This window comes from Kitasatospora sp. NPDC007106, assembly GCF_040634455.1.
In the GTDB taxonomy this organism is placed as follows: domain Bacteria; phylum Actinomycetota; class Actinomycetes; order Streptomycetales; family Streptomycetaceae; genus Kitasatospora; species Kitasatospora arboriphila.
Map to the genome: position 1 here is coordinate 1 of NZ_JBEYFP010000097.1, position 14,984 is coordinate 14,984.

Annotated in this window: 14 protein-coding genes, 1 pseudogene and 1 riboswitch; of the genes and pseudogenes, 4 read left to right on the forward strand and 11 right to left on the reverse strand. The window is 72.2% G+C overall.

What is annotated here, in order from left to right; genetic code table 11:
- Positions 1–294: 294 nt before the first annotated feature.
- The 3 genes from ABZ641_RS12055 to ABZ641_RS12065 are packed head-to-tail and all read right to left on the reverse strand — an operon-like array spanning position 295 to position 3,007.
- On the reverse strand, positions 295–954 hold the full coding sequence (locus tag ABZ641_RS12055) for a response regulator transcription factor (RefSeq protein WP_344623631.1): 660 nt from the start codon (positions 952–954) through the stop codon (positions 295–297).
- Entirely contained in the window at positions 951–2,174 is a 1,224-nt protein-coding gene (locus ABZ641_RS12060; protein ID WP_359981125.1) for a histidine kinase, read from the reverse strand. Before ABZ641_RS12060 ends, ABZ641_RS12055 begins: the two co-directional genes overlap by 4 nt.
- Complete coding sequence (locus ABZ641_RS12065; RefSeq protein ID WP_344623633.1) at positions 2,174–3,007, reverse strand: CPBP family intramembrane glutamic endopeptidase; 834 nt, start codon at positions 3,005–3,007, stop codon at positions 2,174–2,176. Before ABZ641_RS12065 ends, ABZ641_RS12060 begins: the two co-directional genes overlap by 1 nt.
- A gap of 490 nt (positions 3,008–3,497) precedes the next feature.
- Here ABZ641_RS12065 and ABZ641_RS12070 point away from each other — a divergent pair, with 490 nt between their 5' ends.
- On the forward strand, positions 3,498–3,770 hold the full coding sequence (locus ABZ641_RS12070; RefSeq protein WP_359981142.1) for a DUF899 family protein: 273 nt from the start codon (positions 3,498–3,500) through the stop codon (positions 3,768–3,770).
- On the opposite strand, the gene ABZ641_RS12075 is transcribed toward ABZ641_RS12070, so the two are convergent.
- Together ABZ641_RS12075 and ABZ641_RS12080 are read right to left on the reverse strand one after the other, a co-directional pair.
- On the reverse strand, positions 3,707–4,603 hold the full coding sequence (locus tag ABZ641_RS12075; protein ID WP_359981127.1) for a hypothetical protein: 897 nt from the start codon (positions 4,601–4,603) through the stop codon (positions 3,707–3,709). The two genes, ABZ641_RS12070 and ABZ641_RS12075, sit on opposite strands and share 64 nt — an antisense overlap.
- A gap of 108 nt (positions 4,604–4,711) precedes the next feature.
- Entirely contained in the window at positions 4,712–6,067 is a 1,356-nt protein-coding gene (locus tag ABZ641_RS12080) for a GH1 family beta-glucosidase (protein ID WP_359981130.1), read from the reverse strand.
- Between the two features lie 381 nt (positions 6,068–6,448).
- A riboswitch (M-box (ykoK) riboswitch) is annotated at positions 6,449–6,623 on the forward strand.
- A 306-nt stretch (positions 6,624–6,929) separates the two neighbouring features.
- Here ABZ641_RS12080 and ABZ641_RS12085 point away from each other — a divergent pair.
- Genes ABZ641_RS12085 through ABZ641_RS12095 form a run of 3 tightly spaced genes read left to right on the forward strand, consistent with a single transcriptional unit; the run spans position 6,930 to position 9,735 of the window.
- Positions 6,930–8,297, forward strand: a complete 1,368-nt coding sequence (locus ABZ641_RS12085) for a CBS domain-containing protein (RefSeq protein WP_344627128.1) — start codon at positions 6,930–6,932, stop codon at positions 8,295–8,297.
- Positions 8,294–9,607, forward strand: coding sequence for a divalent metal cation transporter (locus ABZ641_RS12090; protein ID WP_344627129.1), 1,314 nt, complete (start codon positions 8,294–8,296; stop codon positions 9,605–9,607). The genes ABZ641_RS12085 and ABZ641_RS12090 overlap by 4 nt, the downstream gene beginning before the upstream one ends.
- Complete coding sequence (locus tag ABZ641_RS12095; protein WP_344627130.1) at positions 9,589–9,735, forward strand: hypothetical protein; 147 nt, start codon at positions 9,589–9,591, stop codon at positions 9,733–9,735. The genes ABZ641_RS12090 and ABZ641_RS12095 overlap by 19 nt, the downstream gene beginning before the upstream one ends.
- Positions 9,736–9,770: 35 nt before the next feature.
- On the opposite strand, the gene ABZ641_RS12100 is transcribed toward ABZ641_RS12095, so the two are convergent.
- The 6 genes and pseudogenes from ABZ641_RS12100 to ABZ641_RS12125 all read right to left on the reverse strand — a co-directional run.
- Positions 9,771–10,760, reverse strand: coding sequence for a magnesium and cobalt transport protein CorA (locus ABZ641_RS12100; protein ID WP_359981135.1), 990 nt, complete (start codon positions 10,758–10,760; stop codon positions 9,771–9,773).
- Positions 10,761–11,362: 602 nt separating this feature from the next.
- Positions 11,363–11,572 (reverse strand): annotated as a pseudogene (locus tag ABZ641_RS12105) (family 1 glycosylhydrolase); the annotation flags it as partial.
- Positions 11,573–11,600: 28 nt separating this feature from the next.
- A complete protein-coding gene (locus ABZ641_RS12110) occupies positions 11,601–12,068 on the reverse strand; it encodes a hypothetical protein (protein WP_344627132.1) in 468 nt (155 codons plus the stop codon).
- Positions 12,053–12,955: a hypothetical protein gene (locus tag ABZ641_RS12115; RefSeq protein WP_344627133.1), complete on the reverse strand. Its 903-nt coding sequence runs from the start codon at positions 12,953–12,955 to the stop codon at positions 12,053–12,055. The genes ABZ641_RS12110 and ABZ641_RS12115 overlap by 16 nt, the downstream gene beginning before the upstream one ends.
- Positions 12,952–14,112: a hypothetical protein gene (locus tag ABZ641_RS12120; RefSeq protein WP_344627134.1), complete on the reverse strand. Its 1,161-nt coding sequence runs from the start codon at positions 14,110–14,112 to the stop codon at positions 12,952–12,954. Before ABZ641_RS12120 ends, ABZ641_RS12115 begins: the two co-directional genes overlap by 4 nt.
- Positions 14,106–14,984 (reverse strand): hypothetical protein (locus ABZ641_RS12125; protein ID WP_359981139.1); only part of this gene is annotated, 879 nt, incomplete at its 5' end. The genes ABZ641_RS12125 and ABZ641_RS12120, both read right to left, overlap by 7 nt.

Sequence of the window (14,984 nt, forward strand, 5' to 3'; positions counted from 1 at the left end):
GGCACCCGGTGGCCCCGCGCCGGGCCGCTCGGCAGTGGCGCCGGCCGGACGTCGACGGGAAGGCCCGAGCCGGCACGAGCCCGGCGAACGGGTGGGACCTCACGGGAGCACGGCGGCCCACCCGGCCACGGCAGCCGCGGGTGGCTCCGTCCAGGTGGCGGCGGTACGGCCGGAAACGAGGCCGACGGTGCTCACCGGGGCGGGCAGGGCCACGTGCCGCGAGCGGGTTCCGGCCCTCGTACAGCGGAACCTCGCCTCCGGACCGGGGACGGGGTGCGGGGACGGGATGCCCGGTCAGGTGACCAGGCCGTGGCGGTAGGCATAGATGACGGCCTGGACCCGGTCGCGGAGTTGGAGTTTGGTGAGGATGCGGGAGACGAAGGTCTTGACGGTCTCATGACTGATGACGAGGGCTGCGGCGATCTCGCTGTTGGAGAGGCCGTCGGCGATGAGGCGGAGAACCTCCAGTTCGCGAGGGGTGAGCGGGATGTCCCGGTGGGTCTTCTCGGCGGGGCGGATGCGGGCGGCGTAGCGCCCGACGAGGCGGCGTGTCACGTCGGGGTCGAGGAGGGCCGCGCCGGTGGCCACGGTCCGGATGCCGTGGAGCAGCCGGTCCGGAGGGGCGTCCTTGAGGAGGAAGCCGCAGGCGCCGACGCGCAGTGCCTCGTAGACGTACTCGTCCAGGTTGAACGTGGTCACCACGAGGACCTTGACGGGGTGGGGCACTCCGACGCCGGCCAGCAGGCGGGTGGCTTCGAGGCCGTCGAGGACCGGCATGCGGATGTCCATCACGACGACGTCGGGTCGTACCTTGCGGGCGAGGTCGACCCCGGTCCGTCCGTCTCCGCACTCGCCCGCCACCTCCATGTCGGGCTGGGCACCGATGATGGTGACCAGGCCGGTGCGGACCAGCATCTGGTCGTCGCAGACCAGGACCCGGATCGGTGCGCTCACGAGGTGCCGTCGGCGGGGATGCGCGCCCGGACGGTGAAGCCGCCGTCCGGGCCGCAGCCGGCGCTGAAGTCGCCGCCCAGAACGTCGACGCGCTCGCGCAGGCCCGCCAGGCCCCGTCCGCTGCCGGCGGCGACGGCGGTGGCGCGTGAGCCGGTTCCGTCCGTGCTGACCTCCACGGTGATCTCCCTCTCGCCGCGCTGAACCTGCACGGAAGTGCGGCTGCCGTGAGCGTACTTGAGGGCGTTGGTCAGTGCTTCCTGCACCACCCGGTAGGCAACGAGGTCGGCGCTGCCGGTCGATGCCGGCGGTGTGCCCCGCTCGGTGAAGTCCACGGGCTGTCCGGCCCGGCGGGTCTGCTCGACGAGCGTGAGGACCCTGCCGACGGCCGGTGTCCTGGCCTGCGTGGGCTCCGCCGGTCCGACGCCGTGACCGGTGCCGTGGTCGGTGCCGTGGTCGGTGCCGTGGTCGGTGCCGTGACCGGGGTTGAGCAGGTCCAGCAGGTGACGCAGGTCGGTGAGGGCGCTGCGGCCGGTGTCGCTGACGGCGGTCAGGGACTGCTCCAGCCGCTCGGGTGCGGCGGTCAGGTAGCGGGCGGCTTCGGCCTGGACGACCATCGCGGTCACGTGGTGGGTCACCACGTCGTGCAACTCGCTGGCGATGCGGATGCGTTCGGCAGTACGGGTCTCGGCAGCCACGCGCTCGCGGCGTGCGGCCTCCGCGGCCCGTGTGGAACGCAGCCACGCCCCGGCTCCCCAGGCCAGGGCGAGCGTCAGGTAGAACGTCACGAACTCCGTCGCCGTCTCGCCGCCCGAACCGAGCCGGGCGAGCGCGATCGCCAGGGGCACGTACGCCACGGACAGAAGGACCACGGTGGTGCGCCGGCGCTGCTCCAGATGGCAGCCGGCACTGATCAGCGCGACGGGCAGGGTGGTCCCGGCGGCCGAGTGGTAGCCGCACAACTGGTCGAGGGCGAAGCCGCTCGCCACCAGCGCGAGACAGACGACCGGCCACCGCCGGCGCACCACGAGGGAGAGGCATTCGAGCGCGAGGGCCACGACGGCCAGCGCGTCGAAGGGGCGGGTCGGCAGGTCCCCGACCTGCGTTCCGTGGCCGCGCAGTCCCGGCAGGAACGACGCGACCAGGAACAGCGCCCCGAGAGGGAGGTCGCGGAGGGTGACGTCGAGCCGGCGCCACACCTGACCGGCGCTCTGAAGGCTCATCACCGGGCGAGTGTAGCGAGGGCGTCGACGCGCTCGGCGCGCCGGCGGGGGACGATGTGGCCGCGCCGACGGGCCAGCCACAGGAAGACGACCGTGAGCAGCGCGCCGAACAGCGTCGCGTACACGCTGGCCTCCGGGCCGAACTCGCCGCCGGTGATCAGCTCGGCCCCCGACGTCGAGGCGTCCAGCAGTCCGTGCGTGTCGCCGTTGCCCGAGACCTCGGTGCCGAAGATGCCGGACTCCGCGAAGTTCCAGCCGAAGTGCAGGCCGATCGGCAGCCACAGGGAGCGGGTGGCGGCGTACGCCGCGGCGAGCATGCCGCCCGCTTCGATGGCGATGGCGACGCCGCCCAGCAGGGTGGCGTCCTTGTTGAGCAGGTGGGACGCACCGAACACGGTGCCGGACAGGGCCAGCGCGATGTACGTTCCGAGGCCGCGCTCCACGAGCCGGAAGAGCAGGCCGCGGAACATCAGTTCCTCCGTGACGGCGGCGCCCGCCATGAAGCCGACCAGCCCGATCGCCCCGGTCGGCGAGCCGAAGCCGTGGACCGTGTAGTCCCCGAGGACGTAGATGTTCGCGATGACGGCTCCGAACATCACGACCCCGACCACCAGACCCCGCAGGAGCGATCCGGAGGCTCCCTCGCGGGCCAGTTCCGTGACCGGGCGCCGCTCGGTACGCCCCACGACCCACCGGTAGACGAGCACCGCGAGCACGACCGTCAAACCGCCCCAGAGGAGCGAGAGCCACGGGTCGTCCTGCACCGCGGTGGCACCTTGACCGCCGACCGCACAGGCCAGGACCACGGCCAGGATCTGCCACACCAGTTTCATGACGACTCCTTCTTCGATTCCGTTTCCGGTTCGTTGCCCGCTCCGCGACCGAGGCGCCGCGGCTGAACTGAACGCTAGGGAAACGGCGATGGGGAATCGTCACCTCACAGAGGACACCTGCACGTAGCTCTCACGGGGGACAGAGCCCCCGACCACTCCCCCGTCGGCCCGCCCGGTGCCGAACCTGCAGCCGATCCGCCCGCCCCTGGTCGGCATCGGCGGCCGGCTCCGCGACGACCACCTCGACCTGTTCGACGACGACGACGCCACCGGCAGGTCCACCGCCGCCGACCTCCGCGCGGGCCGCCGCAGCTGCGCCGTGAGCGCCCTGCTCGCCGCAGCGGACGAGACGCAGCGGGCCGTGGTGGAGTCCGCGCTCGGTGACCCGTACTGCCCCCGCCGACACGATCGAGCACATCCGCGAGCCGGCCCGGCTGCCCGGCGTGGACGGGAAGCTCTGCTCCGGCCCGCCGCCGCGCCCGTACGGTGGATGCATGACTGGACGGGTGGCCGGTTGGCCGGTGGCAGGCACTGTCGGCTGTCGCTGCGGGCGACTGTCACTGCGGGTGACCGTACACCGCGATGGGTGCCGGTCGAGAAGGACTACCGCTTCGGGACCGCGGACGGCACCACGTCGCTCGCGGACCTCTTCGGCGGGCGCTCGCGGCTGCTCGTCCACCACTTCGTGTTCGGCCCGCCCTACGAGGCCGGATGCCCGGCCACAACCTCGACACCGGCCGCGAGCATGTTGGCGGCGATCTGATCCGCCAGCGCGTCGTGGCACATCAGCAGGTCCATCGGCGGGTCGCCCCTCATGACGATCCGGTAGCCGCTGCTCGTCCGCTCGAGCTGCCAGTCGTGCCGCCCGGTGGTCCACATGTCCTCGTAGCAGGCGAGGTCCGGCGCGCCGGTGCCGGCCGCAGTGTGCACGCCGGCCCCGGGCGGTGGTTCGGCCTGGAACGAGACCCCGGGGAGATAGCCGCCCGGCACGGCGGTCTGGAAGTGAAGCTCCGGGTATCGGTCGTCTCCGAGCGCCTCCAGCAGCTCGGCCGCCGGGTAGCCGAACAGGTCGATGCCGTCGAGTACGACGGGGACGGCGGCCGGACCGCGCCACGCGGGCCCCGGCGCACCACGTCCGACCACGCCCCGGCCGGGAATCGGCCGTCGCGGGTGCCCGGCCCGGCTCAGCACGACGTACGCCATCAGCAGGTCGCCGGGTTTCGGGTCGTGCCGGTCACCCCTCGCGCAGGCGGTCAGCTCGAGATCGCCCCACTGGACGGTGAAGATCCACGTCGCATCGAGGCCCCCCGGGCTCCGGACCTGGCCGAGGCCGGCCAAGGTCCTCCGCGTGGCGGCACCGTCCATTCCGAAGCGGAGCGTTCCCACACCGTCCGGCAGAAGGACTCCGATCCCCGGCAGCAGTTCGAACATCCGCTGATCGTGGCGGCTCACGGCACATCGCGGCAAGCGAGTTCGCCGCCGGTAACGGCGCCGTGCCGGAAGCGCACACGCGCCGGACAGCCGACGCGGCCTCCCTGCGAGGTGGGCGTGGGCAGCCGGAACCAATTGGCGGTGGCCTCTGGACTTGTTGAACACCCCGTCCCTTGCGCGGTGTCGGGGACGCAGCTGCTGCAGGCCGCGCCGTCCGGACGGCCTCTCGGCTGTTGCCAAGCTGCCATCCGTTCCACAGCGACCGGAGGCCGACTACCGTAGGCGACCGGCCCGGTGGGCCGCGATCAGGTCGCGGTACCAGGCGTACGAGGCCTTCGGGGTGCGCTTCTGCGTCTCGAAGTCGACGTGGACGAGGCCGAAGCGCTGGTGGTAGCCCTCGGCCCATTCGTAGTTGTCGAGCAGCGACCAGGTGAAGTAGCCGCGGACGTCGACGCCTTGGGCGATCGCGGCAGCGAGGGCATCGAGGTGGCCGGCGAGGTAGGAGATCCGGTCGGGGTCGTCGACGGTGCCGTCGGGGGCGGGTTCGTCGGCGACGGAGCAGCCATTCTCGGTGACGGTGACGGGCGGGAGGGCGGTGCCGTAGCGGTCGCGCAGACCCACGAGGAGTTCACGCAGGCCGTCGGGGACGACCGGCCAGCCGAAGGCGGTGCGGGGGACGCCGTCGATCGGGGCCTCGGAGAAGGGGAGGCCGGGGTCGGTGGGGGCGGCGATCCGGGTGGGGTTGTAGTAGTTGACGCCGAGGCCGTCGAGGCCGGGGCCGGCGATCAGCTTCAGGTCGCCGGGGCGGACGGTGCCGCCGAGGTCCTCGTCGAGGCCGAAGGCCGACAGGTCGGGGTACTGCCCGAGCAGCAGGGGGTCGGTGAACAGCCGGTTGTGCAGGGCGTCGTAGGCGGTGGCGGCGGTCAGGTCGGCAGGGTCCTCGGTGGCCGGCCGGACGGGGGTGAGGTTGTTGGCGATCATCACCTGCAGGCCGCGTTCGCGCAGCACCGCGGCGGCCAGTCCGTGGCCGAGCAGCTGGTGGTGGGCGGCGGGCAGGGCGTCGAGCATCAGGGCGCGGCCGGGGGCGTGGATGCCGAGGGCGTAGCCGTAGACCATGTGCACGAACGGCTCGTTGAGGGTGATCCAGGCGGGCACCCGGTCGCCGAGCCGGTCCACGACCACCGAGGTGTACTCGGCGAAGCGGTGGGCGGTGTCGCGGTTCAGCCAGCCGCCCTCCTCTTCCAGGGCCTGCGGGAGGTCCCAGTGGAAGAGGGTGGGCAGCGGGGTGATGCCGGCGGCCAGGAGGGCGTCGACCAGGCGGTCGTAGAAGTCGAGGCCGGCCGGGTTGGTCTCACCCGCGCCGGTGGGCCGGATCCGCGGCCAGGCGATCGAGAAGCGGTACCCGTCCAGGCCGAGGCCCCGCATCAGGGCGACGTCCTCGGGATAGCGGTGGTAGTGGTCGCAGGCCACCGCGCCGGTGTGGCCGTCGCGGACGGCGCCGGGCCGGGCGGCGAACACGTCCCAGACGGACGGCCCGCGGCCGTCCTCGTCCACCGCGCCCTCGATCTGGTACGCGGCGGTGGAGGCTCCCCAGCGGAAGTCGGACGGGAGGTCGAGTCGGTTCGGCACAGCCTGACTCCCTGCATCATGGCGGCAACGGACGACACACAAGAACATGAGGTCACCTCATGTTAGTCGGACGTGTTGAAGCGCACCAGCGCCGGCCGGGGCCTGCACTCGCCGGACTGGCTGTGGCTGACCGATACGCGGGCGGATTGGCCAACTGAACACCCTCTGTGGCCAGGGGCGGTCAGGACGGCTCGGGAGTCCGGCTCCAGCCACCCACCGCGATGACGGTCACGGTGCCTGAGATCGCGGCGAGGAGTACGCACGGGAGGTGCGGGATACGATCCGGCGCGCGGCTGGCTCCGGCTAGGCAGGACCCGGTCAAGACCCGGTCAAGGATTGGGCCTCCAGGTCGACGGGGACCTATGCTTACGCAGGTTTGAACAGACACCTCGTTCGGTGAGGCGTCTTCACGGACACAGGCCACTGATCCCACCCGTCGAGAGACGCTCCGGATCAGGACAGGTCTCCCCGACCTAAGGGGTGACCCCAAGTGGCTTCCCCGCACCGCCGGGGACACGCCGTGGAGTGCCAAAGCTCTGACGAGTTGGGGTGTGCCGGGTCGTTCCCGGCTTTCCCCTTGCCGCGCCGTCACGACATCGAGTCGTGGCCGGGATCGGGAGGAGGCGAGATGGACAGTAGTCCGGGCCATAGTCGGCCCTTCACCGTGTTGTCCTCGCCGTCCTTCAGCGACCCGCGGCAGCCTCTTTTCCTCTGACCACCCGTTCACAGCGGTGTCCCACGCCCGAACATCCGGCGGGGTCGCCGCCGTGCGTCCGGGCGTGCCACCGCCGGCCGGAGGACCTGGTGGTGTGGCCCGGGCCGCCCGATGCCTCGTCTCGACCGGGGCAAGGAGGTGTTCCCCGTGGCTTCCACCACTCTGCTCATGACCACCACGGCCCGGCTGCGCGACCGCAGGGCCGATGTAGCGCGCCGCGGCACCGCGACCCGCAGCGTCCGCGCCTCGCTGGTGTCCCTTGCCGGGCTGATTGGCGGTCAGGTCGCCAACCAGTCAGGGGAGGAGGTGGGCCGGGTCGTCGACGTGGTCGCCCGCCTCTACGGGCCCGATCCCTACCCGCCGGTCACCGGCCTGATCATCCGCATCGGACGGCGCCGCGCCTTCCTCGCCGCGAGCGCGGTCGACACCGTCGGCGCCGGGCACGTACTTCTGCGCACCTCGCGCGTCGACCTGCGCGACTACGTCCGGCGCCCCGGCGAGGTGCTGCTCGCCCGCGACGTGATGGACCACCAGCTCGTCGACGTCGACGGCGTCCAGGTCACCCGCGCCGCCGACCTGTACCTGGCGCCGCTGGCCGACCGCACCGTCCTGGTCGGGGTCGACGTCTCCCTGCCCACGCTGCTGCGCCGCCTCGGCCCGCGCCGCTGGCAGGTCCGCCCCACCCCCGACCGCGTCCTGGACTGGCAGTCGGTTGCCCCGTTCGGCGAACAGGCCACCCACGGGCCGGCCGAGGTGCGGCTGCGCGCGTCCCGCTCCGCGCTGCACCGGCTGCGCCCGGCCGACCTCGCCGACATCCTGGAGGACCTCGGCCGACACGAGCGGCAGCAGCTGCTGGGCTGGCTGGAGCCGGAGCACGCCGCAGACGCGCTGGAGGAGATGGAACCCGCCGAGCTGGAGAACCTGCTCCGCGAGGCGGCACCGGAGCACGCCGCACGGCTGGTCGACGAGATGGAGCCGGACGAGGCCGCCGACGCCCTGCGCGACCTCGAACCCGGCGAGCGCGAAGCACTACTGACCCGTATGCCCGCCGACGAGGCGGCCGAGCTGCGCGCCCTGCTGACCCACCGCGAGGGCACCGCCGGCGGCGCGATGACCACCGTGCTGGTGACCGCCCGCCCGGAGCAGACGATCGCCCAAGTACGGGCAGAGCTCGCCGCGCAGGCCGAGCACCGCACCGAGATCGACGCGGTCGCCGTCCTGGACTCGGAGGGCCGGGTGACCGGTGACCTTCCGCTGTTCGACCTGGCGGTGGCCGAGGACACCGCACTCGTCGGGGACCTGGTGGAGTGGCTGGCCCAGTTCGCGCCGCCGGTCACCGTGCGCCCGGACTCCCGCCTGTCCGAGGCCGCCGACCAACTGGTCGCCGCACGCGCCAGCTCCCTTCTGGTGGTCGACGACGCAGGCCGCCCGCTGGGGCGGATCCTCGCCGACGACATCCTCGACGCCCTGCTCCCGGAGCGCGGCCGCCTGCACTTCCGGAGGTTCCTCACGTGACCCGCGACCTCACCACCCCCACCGCGCCCACCCCCGCCGCTGTGGTCCCGGCACCGGCCGCACCCGCCGCCCGCCGTCGGGGCTGGCGCCGCATCGCGGCCGTCGCCATGGTCGCCGGACCGGGGCTGGTCGCCGCGAACGCAGGCAACGACGCCGCCGGCATCGCCACCTACGCCAGCGCCGGCGCCCAGTTCACCTACGGCACGCTGTTCTTCATGGTGCTGGTCACCGTCGCCCTGGTCATGGTCCAGGAGATGGCCGTGCGGCTCGGCGCCTACACCGGCAAGGGCCTTGGCGCGCTGATCCGCGAACAGTTCAGCCTGCGCCTCACCGCACTCGCGGTGTTCTGCCTGCTGCTGGCCAACACCGGACTGGTCGTCAGCGAGTTCGCCGGGATCGGTGCCGCCTTCGAACTCCTCGGCGTCCCGAAGTGGGCAGTGATTCCGCCCGCGGCCGTACTGCTCTGGTCCCTGGTGCTCTTCGGTAGCTACAAGTGGGCCGAGCGGATCTTCCTCGTCATGTCGCTGGCGTTCTTCGCCTACCCCGTGGCCATGGTCCTCGGCCACCCCGACTGGGGGCAGGTCGGGGAGCACCTGGCCGTCCCGCACATCGATCCGAGCAAGGACTTCGTCCTGCTCGCCGTCGCCCTGATCGGCACCACCGTCAGCCCGTACATGCAGTTCTACGCCGCCGCCGGCGTGGTCGACCGCGGCGCCAAGCCCGCCGACTACAAGCTCATCCGTGCGGACGCCGTCCTCGGCGCGGTGTTCGCCTGCCTGATCAGCCTGACGATCATCATCGCCACCGCCTCAGCCATCGGCGGCAGCGGTCCGCTGGAGTCCGCCGCCCAGGCCGCCGAGGCCCTCAAGCCTGTGGCCGGGCACAGCGCCGAGCTGCTCTTCGCCTTCGGCCTGATCGGCGCCTCCGCGCTGGCCGGAGCAGTCGTCCCGCTGTCCGCGAGCTACGCCATCGGTGAGGCTGCCGGCGTCGAACGCTCGGTGTCCCGGAGCTTCCGCGACGCCCCGCTCTTCCTCGGCCTGTTCACCGCCCAGATCGCCCTCGGCGCGATCGTCGCCCTCACCCCCGTTGACGTCATCCGGCTCCTGATCGGCACCCAGGTCCTCCAGGGCCTGATCAGCCCGATCGTGCTGGTCTACCTCCTCGTCCTCACCAACCGCCGCTCCGTCCTCGGCGAGGCCGCCAACGGCCGCCGCTACCGCGTCGCGGCCACCGCCGTGGTCGTCGGCGTGGCCGCCATGTCCACCATCCTGCTCGCCCAGACCGTCCTCGGATGGTTCGGGCTCGCCTGACCCGTCCCGTTCACCGTGCGCACCTCGGGGAGGAAACCGCCATGCGCCGCCTCGCCCCGCTGCTGACCTTCTCGGCCCTGTTCGCCTGGGTCGCGTTCATCGCCGCATGGATCCACCTCGACCGGTGAACCTCCCGGTGCCGGGCCTGACGGCCGGCACCGGCTCACAGCCAGTCGTTGCGGCGGAACGCCCGGAAGATGAACACACAGACCGTGGCGGTGAGCACCAGCACCGCCGGGTAACCGAACGTCCAACGCAGCTCCGGCATGTCGTCGAAGTTCATGCCGTACACACCCGCCGCCATCGTCGGCACGGCCGCCAGCGCCGCCCAGGCACTGATCCTTCGCATGTCCGTGTTCTGCTGCATCGACAGCCGCGCCATGCTGGCGTCCAGGATGCTGGAGATCAGCTCGTCGAAGGCCAGGATCCGTTCCTTCGCCTGCGTGTGGTGGTCCGCGGCGTCCCGCAGATAGGTGGCAATCGCGGCCGGCACCTGCGGCAGCGTACCGTCGGCCAGCCGCTGGAGCGGCACGCCCAACGGCACCACCGCCCGCTTGAACTCCAGCAGTTCGCGCTTCAGCTGGTAGATCCGGCCCGCGTCGTCGGTGCGCTCGTGCGAGAACACCGCCGTCTCCAGCTCCTCCACGTCCCGCTCGAAGGCGTCGGCGACCTCCAGGTAGCGGTCGACGACGTGGTCGGCCACCGCGTGCAGCACAGCAACCGGGCCCAACGCCATCAGCTCGGGCACGGCCTCCAGGTCCCGGCGCACGGCTGCCAGCGGCGGAGCGCTGCCGTGGCGGACCACGATCGCGAAACCGGGGCCCGCGAACACCATGATCTCGCCGGTGTCGACGATCTCGCTGGTCGCCGTCACCTTGTCGTGCTCGACATAGGTGATCGTCTTCAGTACCAGGAACAGCGTGTCACCGTAGCGTTCGAGTTTCGGACGCTGATGGGCGCGGACCGCGTCCTCCACCGCCAACGGATGCAGGTCGAACGCCGCGGCGATCTCGGCGAACTGCTCCTCGGTGGGCTGGTAGAGGCCGATCCACACGAACCGGCCGTCCTTCTCACCTATCCGCTGCAGCACCTCCGACAGGTCCACCTGCTCCGGCAGGCGAAGCCCGCCCTCGTACAGCGCGCAGTCCACCACGGCCCGTGCAACCATTCCCCACACCGCTTTCCCAAGCCACGGCGCCGGGCGCCCTCAACGGCAAGCAAACCTACCCGTTACGACGCACCCGTCGAAGACGCCTGGAAGATCAGCCGGCCCGGCCTCCCGGGGTTCGCCGGGCGTTGCACGTCCCAATGATCGCCGAGGTGGGCTTCGGGCAATTGACTCGATGCATCGGCCGAGCATCGTCGGCCGGCAGGCTTGCTGATGTCTCGGTCGTCCCGGCGGGTATGGCCGTGGTGCCACGAGGTGACCAGCTTCCTGTCAACGATCCGTCAAGACAGAGGCTCCCGGGATCAAAGAGCCGTCAGGATCGGACCGGCCGCCCGACGAGTGGGAATAGCCTCCCGGCACGGCTTCCTCTGCATCCGCCCACGGCCTGGGATGCGCCCGTCCCCGGACCCCCTTCGCCTGCTCCGACGCAGGCCCTGACACCTGTGAGGAGTGGCACATGAGTGCCGACACCCCCGCCGGTGTCCTGGTTGCTGCCGCTCTCGTCATCTACCTGATCCTGGCCCTGAAGTACCGGACAAATTCTGAAGCCGGACACCGGCCCTGCGGACAGTGCCCGCCCGCTAGCGGAGCAGGGCGTCGACCAGACGGTCGTAGAAGTCGAGGCCGGCCGGGTTGACCGCCCCCTCGCCGGCGGGCCGGATCCGCGGCCAGGCGAGGGAGAACCGGTACCCGTCCAGGCCGAGGCCGCGCATCAGGGCGACGTCCTCGGGAAAGCGGTGGTAGTGGTCGCAGGCCACCGCCCCGGTGTGGCCGTCCCGGACGGCGCCGGGCCAGCGACCCAAGCCCGCCGACCGCCGGCCCCGGTCACCACCATGCGCCGCCCGGAAGGCCCGTCCCCGGGGGCGGCGGCAGCGGCACGGCCAGCGAGAGCACGATGACGTTCGTCGCGCCCCCGTCCACGAGGATCTTGGTATGTCCTGCCGCGTCCGGCGCGTCCTGGGTCAGGACCCTGCACACGAGCACCGCGTCGCACTGTGGCAGTTCCGCCCGGAACTCGGCCTCGTCGAACGCCAGCGCCCCGGTCATCGTCTGCAGGGCCCACCTGGGCATGTCCTTCAGCGTCATCTTCCGCACGACCGTCCGGCCCACGTCGGTGCCGTCCGCGGTGGTCAGCCGTCCGCGGAAATGCGGGCTCCGGCCGTCCGCCGTCCACGTGGCACCGAACTCGACCAGCGGTTCGCCGTGGAGCCGCAGGACCAGCCGCCCGTCGCAGGAGTCCCGCTCGGCCAGGCCGGTCACGGTCTTCCACCACTGCATCACCGTGTCGCACACCAGAGGATCAACAGCACCAGCAGCAGCGCCGCCAGAACGAGGGGCAGTGCCCTCCGGACGTCCACCGGGGAGGCCGGCGTGGTCCGGCCCGGCGCTTTTGGGCCCTGGTCACCCGACTGCCCCGGGATCGCGGCGGGCAGCGCCCGTGGACGGTCGGGGCCACCGGTGGCCGTGAGCACGGCCAGGCTCTCGCCCGCCGCCACCGGCGGTGCCTCCTCGGCCTGCTCCACCAGGTTCAGCACCAGCGCGTCCCCGTCCTGCTCCCCGGCGAGCAGGGCACGAACCCGCTCGACGAACGCGGCGGCGCCCGGCCCGTCGGCCGCACTCGCGATCCAGGAGCGGTCCGCCCACTCCGTCGGCTCAGGGCCGCCCGGCGCCTCCAACGAGGTCAACAGGCGCTCCATCCGGTCCTGGACGACGCCGACCGCCTCCACGTCGTGCCGCCGGCGGAGATCCACCACCTCCGCGTCGTCCGGGAACAGACCGTCCATGCGCTCACCCAGCACGGCCCGCCCGGAACCGTCGGCATGACCGTCCAGCCACCGGGCCACCAACCGCACCACCCCGTCGGCCCCACCCGACGCCGTGGCGCCCTCCAGCGCGAGGGTGAACCGGATCGGGGTACTGACCTCGTCCCGCCGCTGCGACGGAATGCCGCTCAGATAGGCCCGCCACCGCCCGCCGCGCGCCTCCACCAACAGCGTCGGATAGTTGACGTCGGTGTGGGAGCGGTGCCGGGTCCACCAGCCCGGGTCCGGCGCGGCACCCAGGAAACGGTAGTCCGCCTGCCGTGGATAGCCACGCGACATCACGTACCCGCGCACCACCGGCTCCGGCCGCCCCGGCGACTCCCCGGCCGCCACTGCGGGTGTCGGCTCCTCGCTCACAGCGCCTTGCTCCGTCCGCTCGGCTTCCGATCGGCGAGCATGTCCACCGCCCGCGCCAACTGCTCGGCCTGGTTGCGCAGTTCCTGCGCCTTCGCCAACTGCCCGGCACGCTCCAGATCGTTCGCCCGGATGCTGCCGTTCATCCAGTTCCGGACGTGCCGGAAGAAGCCGCGCTTCAGCTCCTGCCCGCGCTGCTCCGCGTACCGCGCCCGGCCCACGTGACGGTCGGCCTCCCCCGCCGTCACCCGCCGACGGGCACCCGCCAGCAGCCCGCAGACGGCACCCAGGATGTCCTCCGCCCCGACGATCGAGATCCGGCCCCGGTCCCGGATCGCGAAGGTGCCGGTCGGCCGATGCGTACCGGGCTCGTCCGGATCCGTCTGCCAGTGCACCTTCACCAGTTCGACGCAGCCCAGGGTGTCCACCGGGCAATAGCGGATCTGGGCGTGCGGCGCGTTCAACCGCACCAGCTCGATGACCCGGTCGTACACCTGGAGCACACGCTCCCTCAGCAGCTGGGAGTCGTCCCGCAGACCGCCGTTGTCCGCGAAGTACGACTCGCACTTCACCGGCGCGAGCACCACGAGCGCCGGCTCCTCCGGCGCCAGGTTGCGGTTGCCCGCCCACAGCTCGGCCATCTCCTGGACGGCGAGGGTCTCCAGCACGGCCGGCACCGACCGCCAGTGCTGCGGCTGGTCCGCCTCCATCAGCACGGTCGCGTCCACCGGGACGACCAGGACGTTGCACTCCGCCAGGAAGGACTGGCACTCGTCCCAGTTCCGCACCTCCTCCGCGCTGCGCCCCTCCTGTTCGCTGAGCCAGCCGCCCGGGAAGTCCAGCAGCGAGAACCGGATGCCCTCCGCGGCCTGACCCGCCCTCATCTCCAGGTTGAAGTACGTCAGGTCGAGACTGCCCGGCATCACCGCCGAGTCGAACTTCCGGGCGAGCAGGCCGCCGTCGAGCTCCTGCCGACGCAGTCGCAGCAGCCGCTTGGTCCGTTCGTCGGCCGCCCGCAGGACCACCGGGGTGCCGCCCAGCAGCCGTTCGCCGTCGGTGAGCATGGAGACGACCAGCGAGGTCTTGCCGACCCGGCTGGGCCCCAGCATGCCGATCCTGAACACCGGCGTGTCATCGGCTTCGGTGGCCGCCGTCACCATCTGGTCTCCTTCGTCTTCTCTGCCGCCGTACGGTCCGTCCCGCCGTGCACGGGCTGGCCGCGCAGCGCGGCCTCGACCTCGCGGCACCCGCGGGTCACCGCGGCGAACCGCGCGTGCTCGCTGTTGAGGCCCTCGTAGCGACCGGGCCACAGTTCGTTGCGGTACGTCCGGGCGAACCGGCGGAACTCGCGTGCGGAGGCACCCGAGCGGATCAAGGCGTCCTCGAACTGCTCCACGGCCGCGTACAGCACCAGGGCCGGGATCACCGAGTCGCGCAGCAGCGCCGTGCGGGTGCGGTAGGCCGCCTGCTCGGCACGGGTGGTGATGAACTCGTAGAGTTCGTCGGCGCCGGCCGCGCTGACCTCCACGGCGATCTGCGAACGCATCCGCCCGCTCGACGGGTCGAGGACGTCCAGGCTCAGCCCGTCGAGCTGGGCGCGGATCCTCGGATGGAGCTGGGTGCGGTAGTCCAGCCGCAGTTCCATCAGGTCCGCGACGGCCGAGGACAGGCCGGGGCACGGCTCGTAGCCGTCGTCGAACATCTCCCGCAGCCGCAGCAGCACGGCGGCACCCTCCGCCGTCTCCGGTCCGGGCCCGGCCGGACCGTCGGCGGCCGCACCGCTCTCCGCGGCGGCCGGCGGCGCGAGCAGTCGGCCGGTGTGACGGGTGAGCACCTCGGCGACCTGCCGGTGCAGCCCCCGCACCCGCTCCTCGAAGTAGCCGTCGATGGCGGCGAACCGGCGCGCGACCTCCACCCTGATCCGGTTGAACTCGTCCGTGGCAACCGGTGCGGATCCGCCGCGCACCCGCATCTGGCGCAGCTGGCGGTCGCACCAGCGCTGCCGGTGCCCCGCGTCCGCGGGCCCTCCGCC

Coding starts and splice junctions, on each gene's coding strand:
- ABZ641_RS12060 (WP_359981125.1), bottom strand. CDS start 2,174: ATGAGCCTTCAGAGCGCCGGTCAGGTGTGGCGCCGGCTCGACGTCACC.
- ABZ641_RS12065 (WP_344623633.1), bottom strand. CDS start 3,007: ATGAAACTGGTGTGGCAGATCCTGGCCGTGGTCCTGGCCTGTGCGGTC.
- ABZ641_RS12070 (WP_359981142.1), top strand. CDS start 3,498: ATGCATGACTGGACGGGTGGCCGGTTGGCCGGTGGCAGGCACTGTCGG.
- ABZ641_RS12095 (WP_344627130.1), top strand. CDS start 9,589: ATGGTTCGGGCTCGCCTGACCCGTCCCGTTCACCGTGCGCACCTCGGG.
- ABZ641_RS12120 (WP_344627134.1), bottom strand. CDS start 14,112: ATGGTGACGGCGGCCACCGAAGCCGATGACACGCCGGTGTTCAGGATC.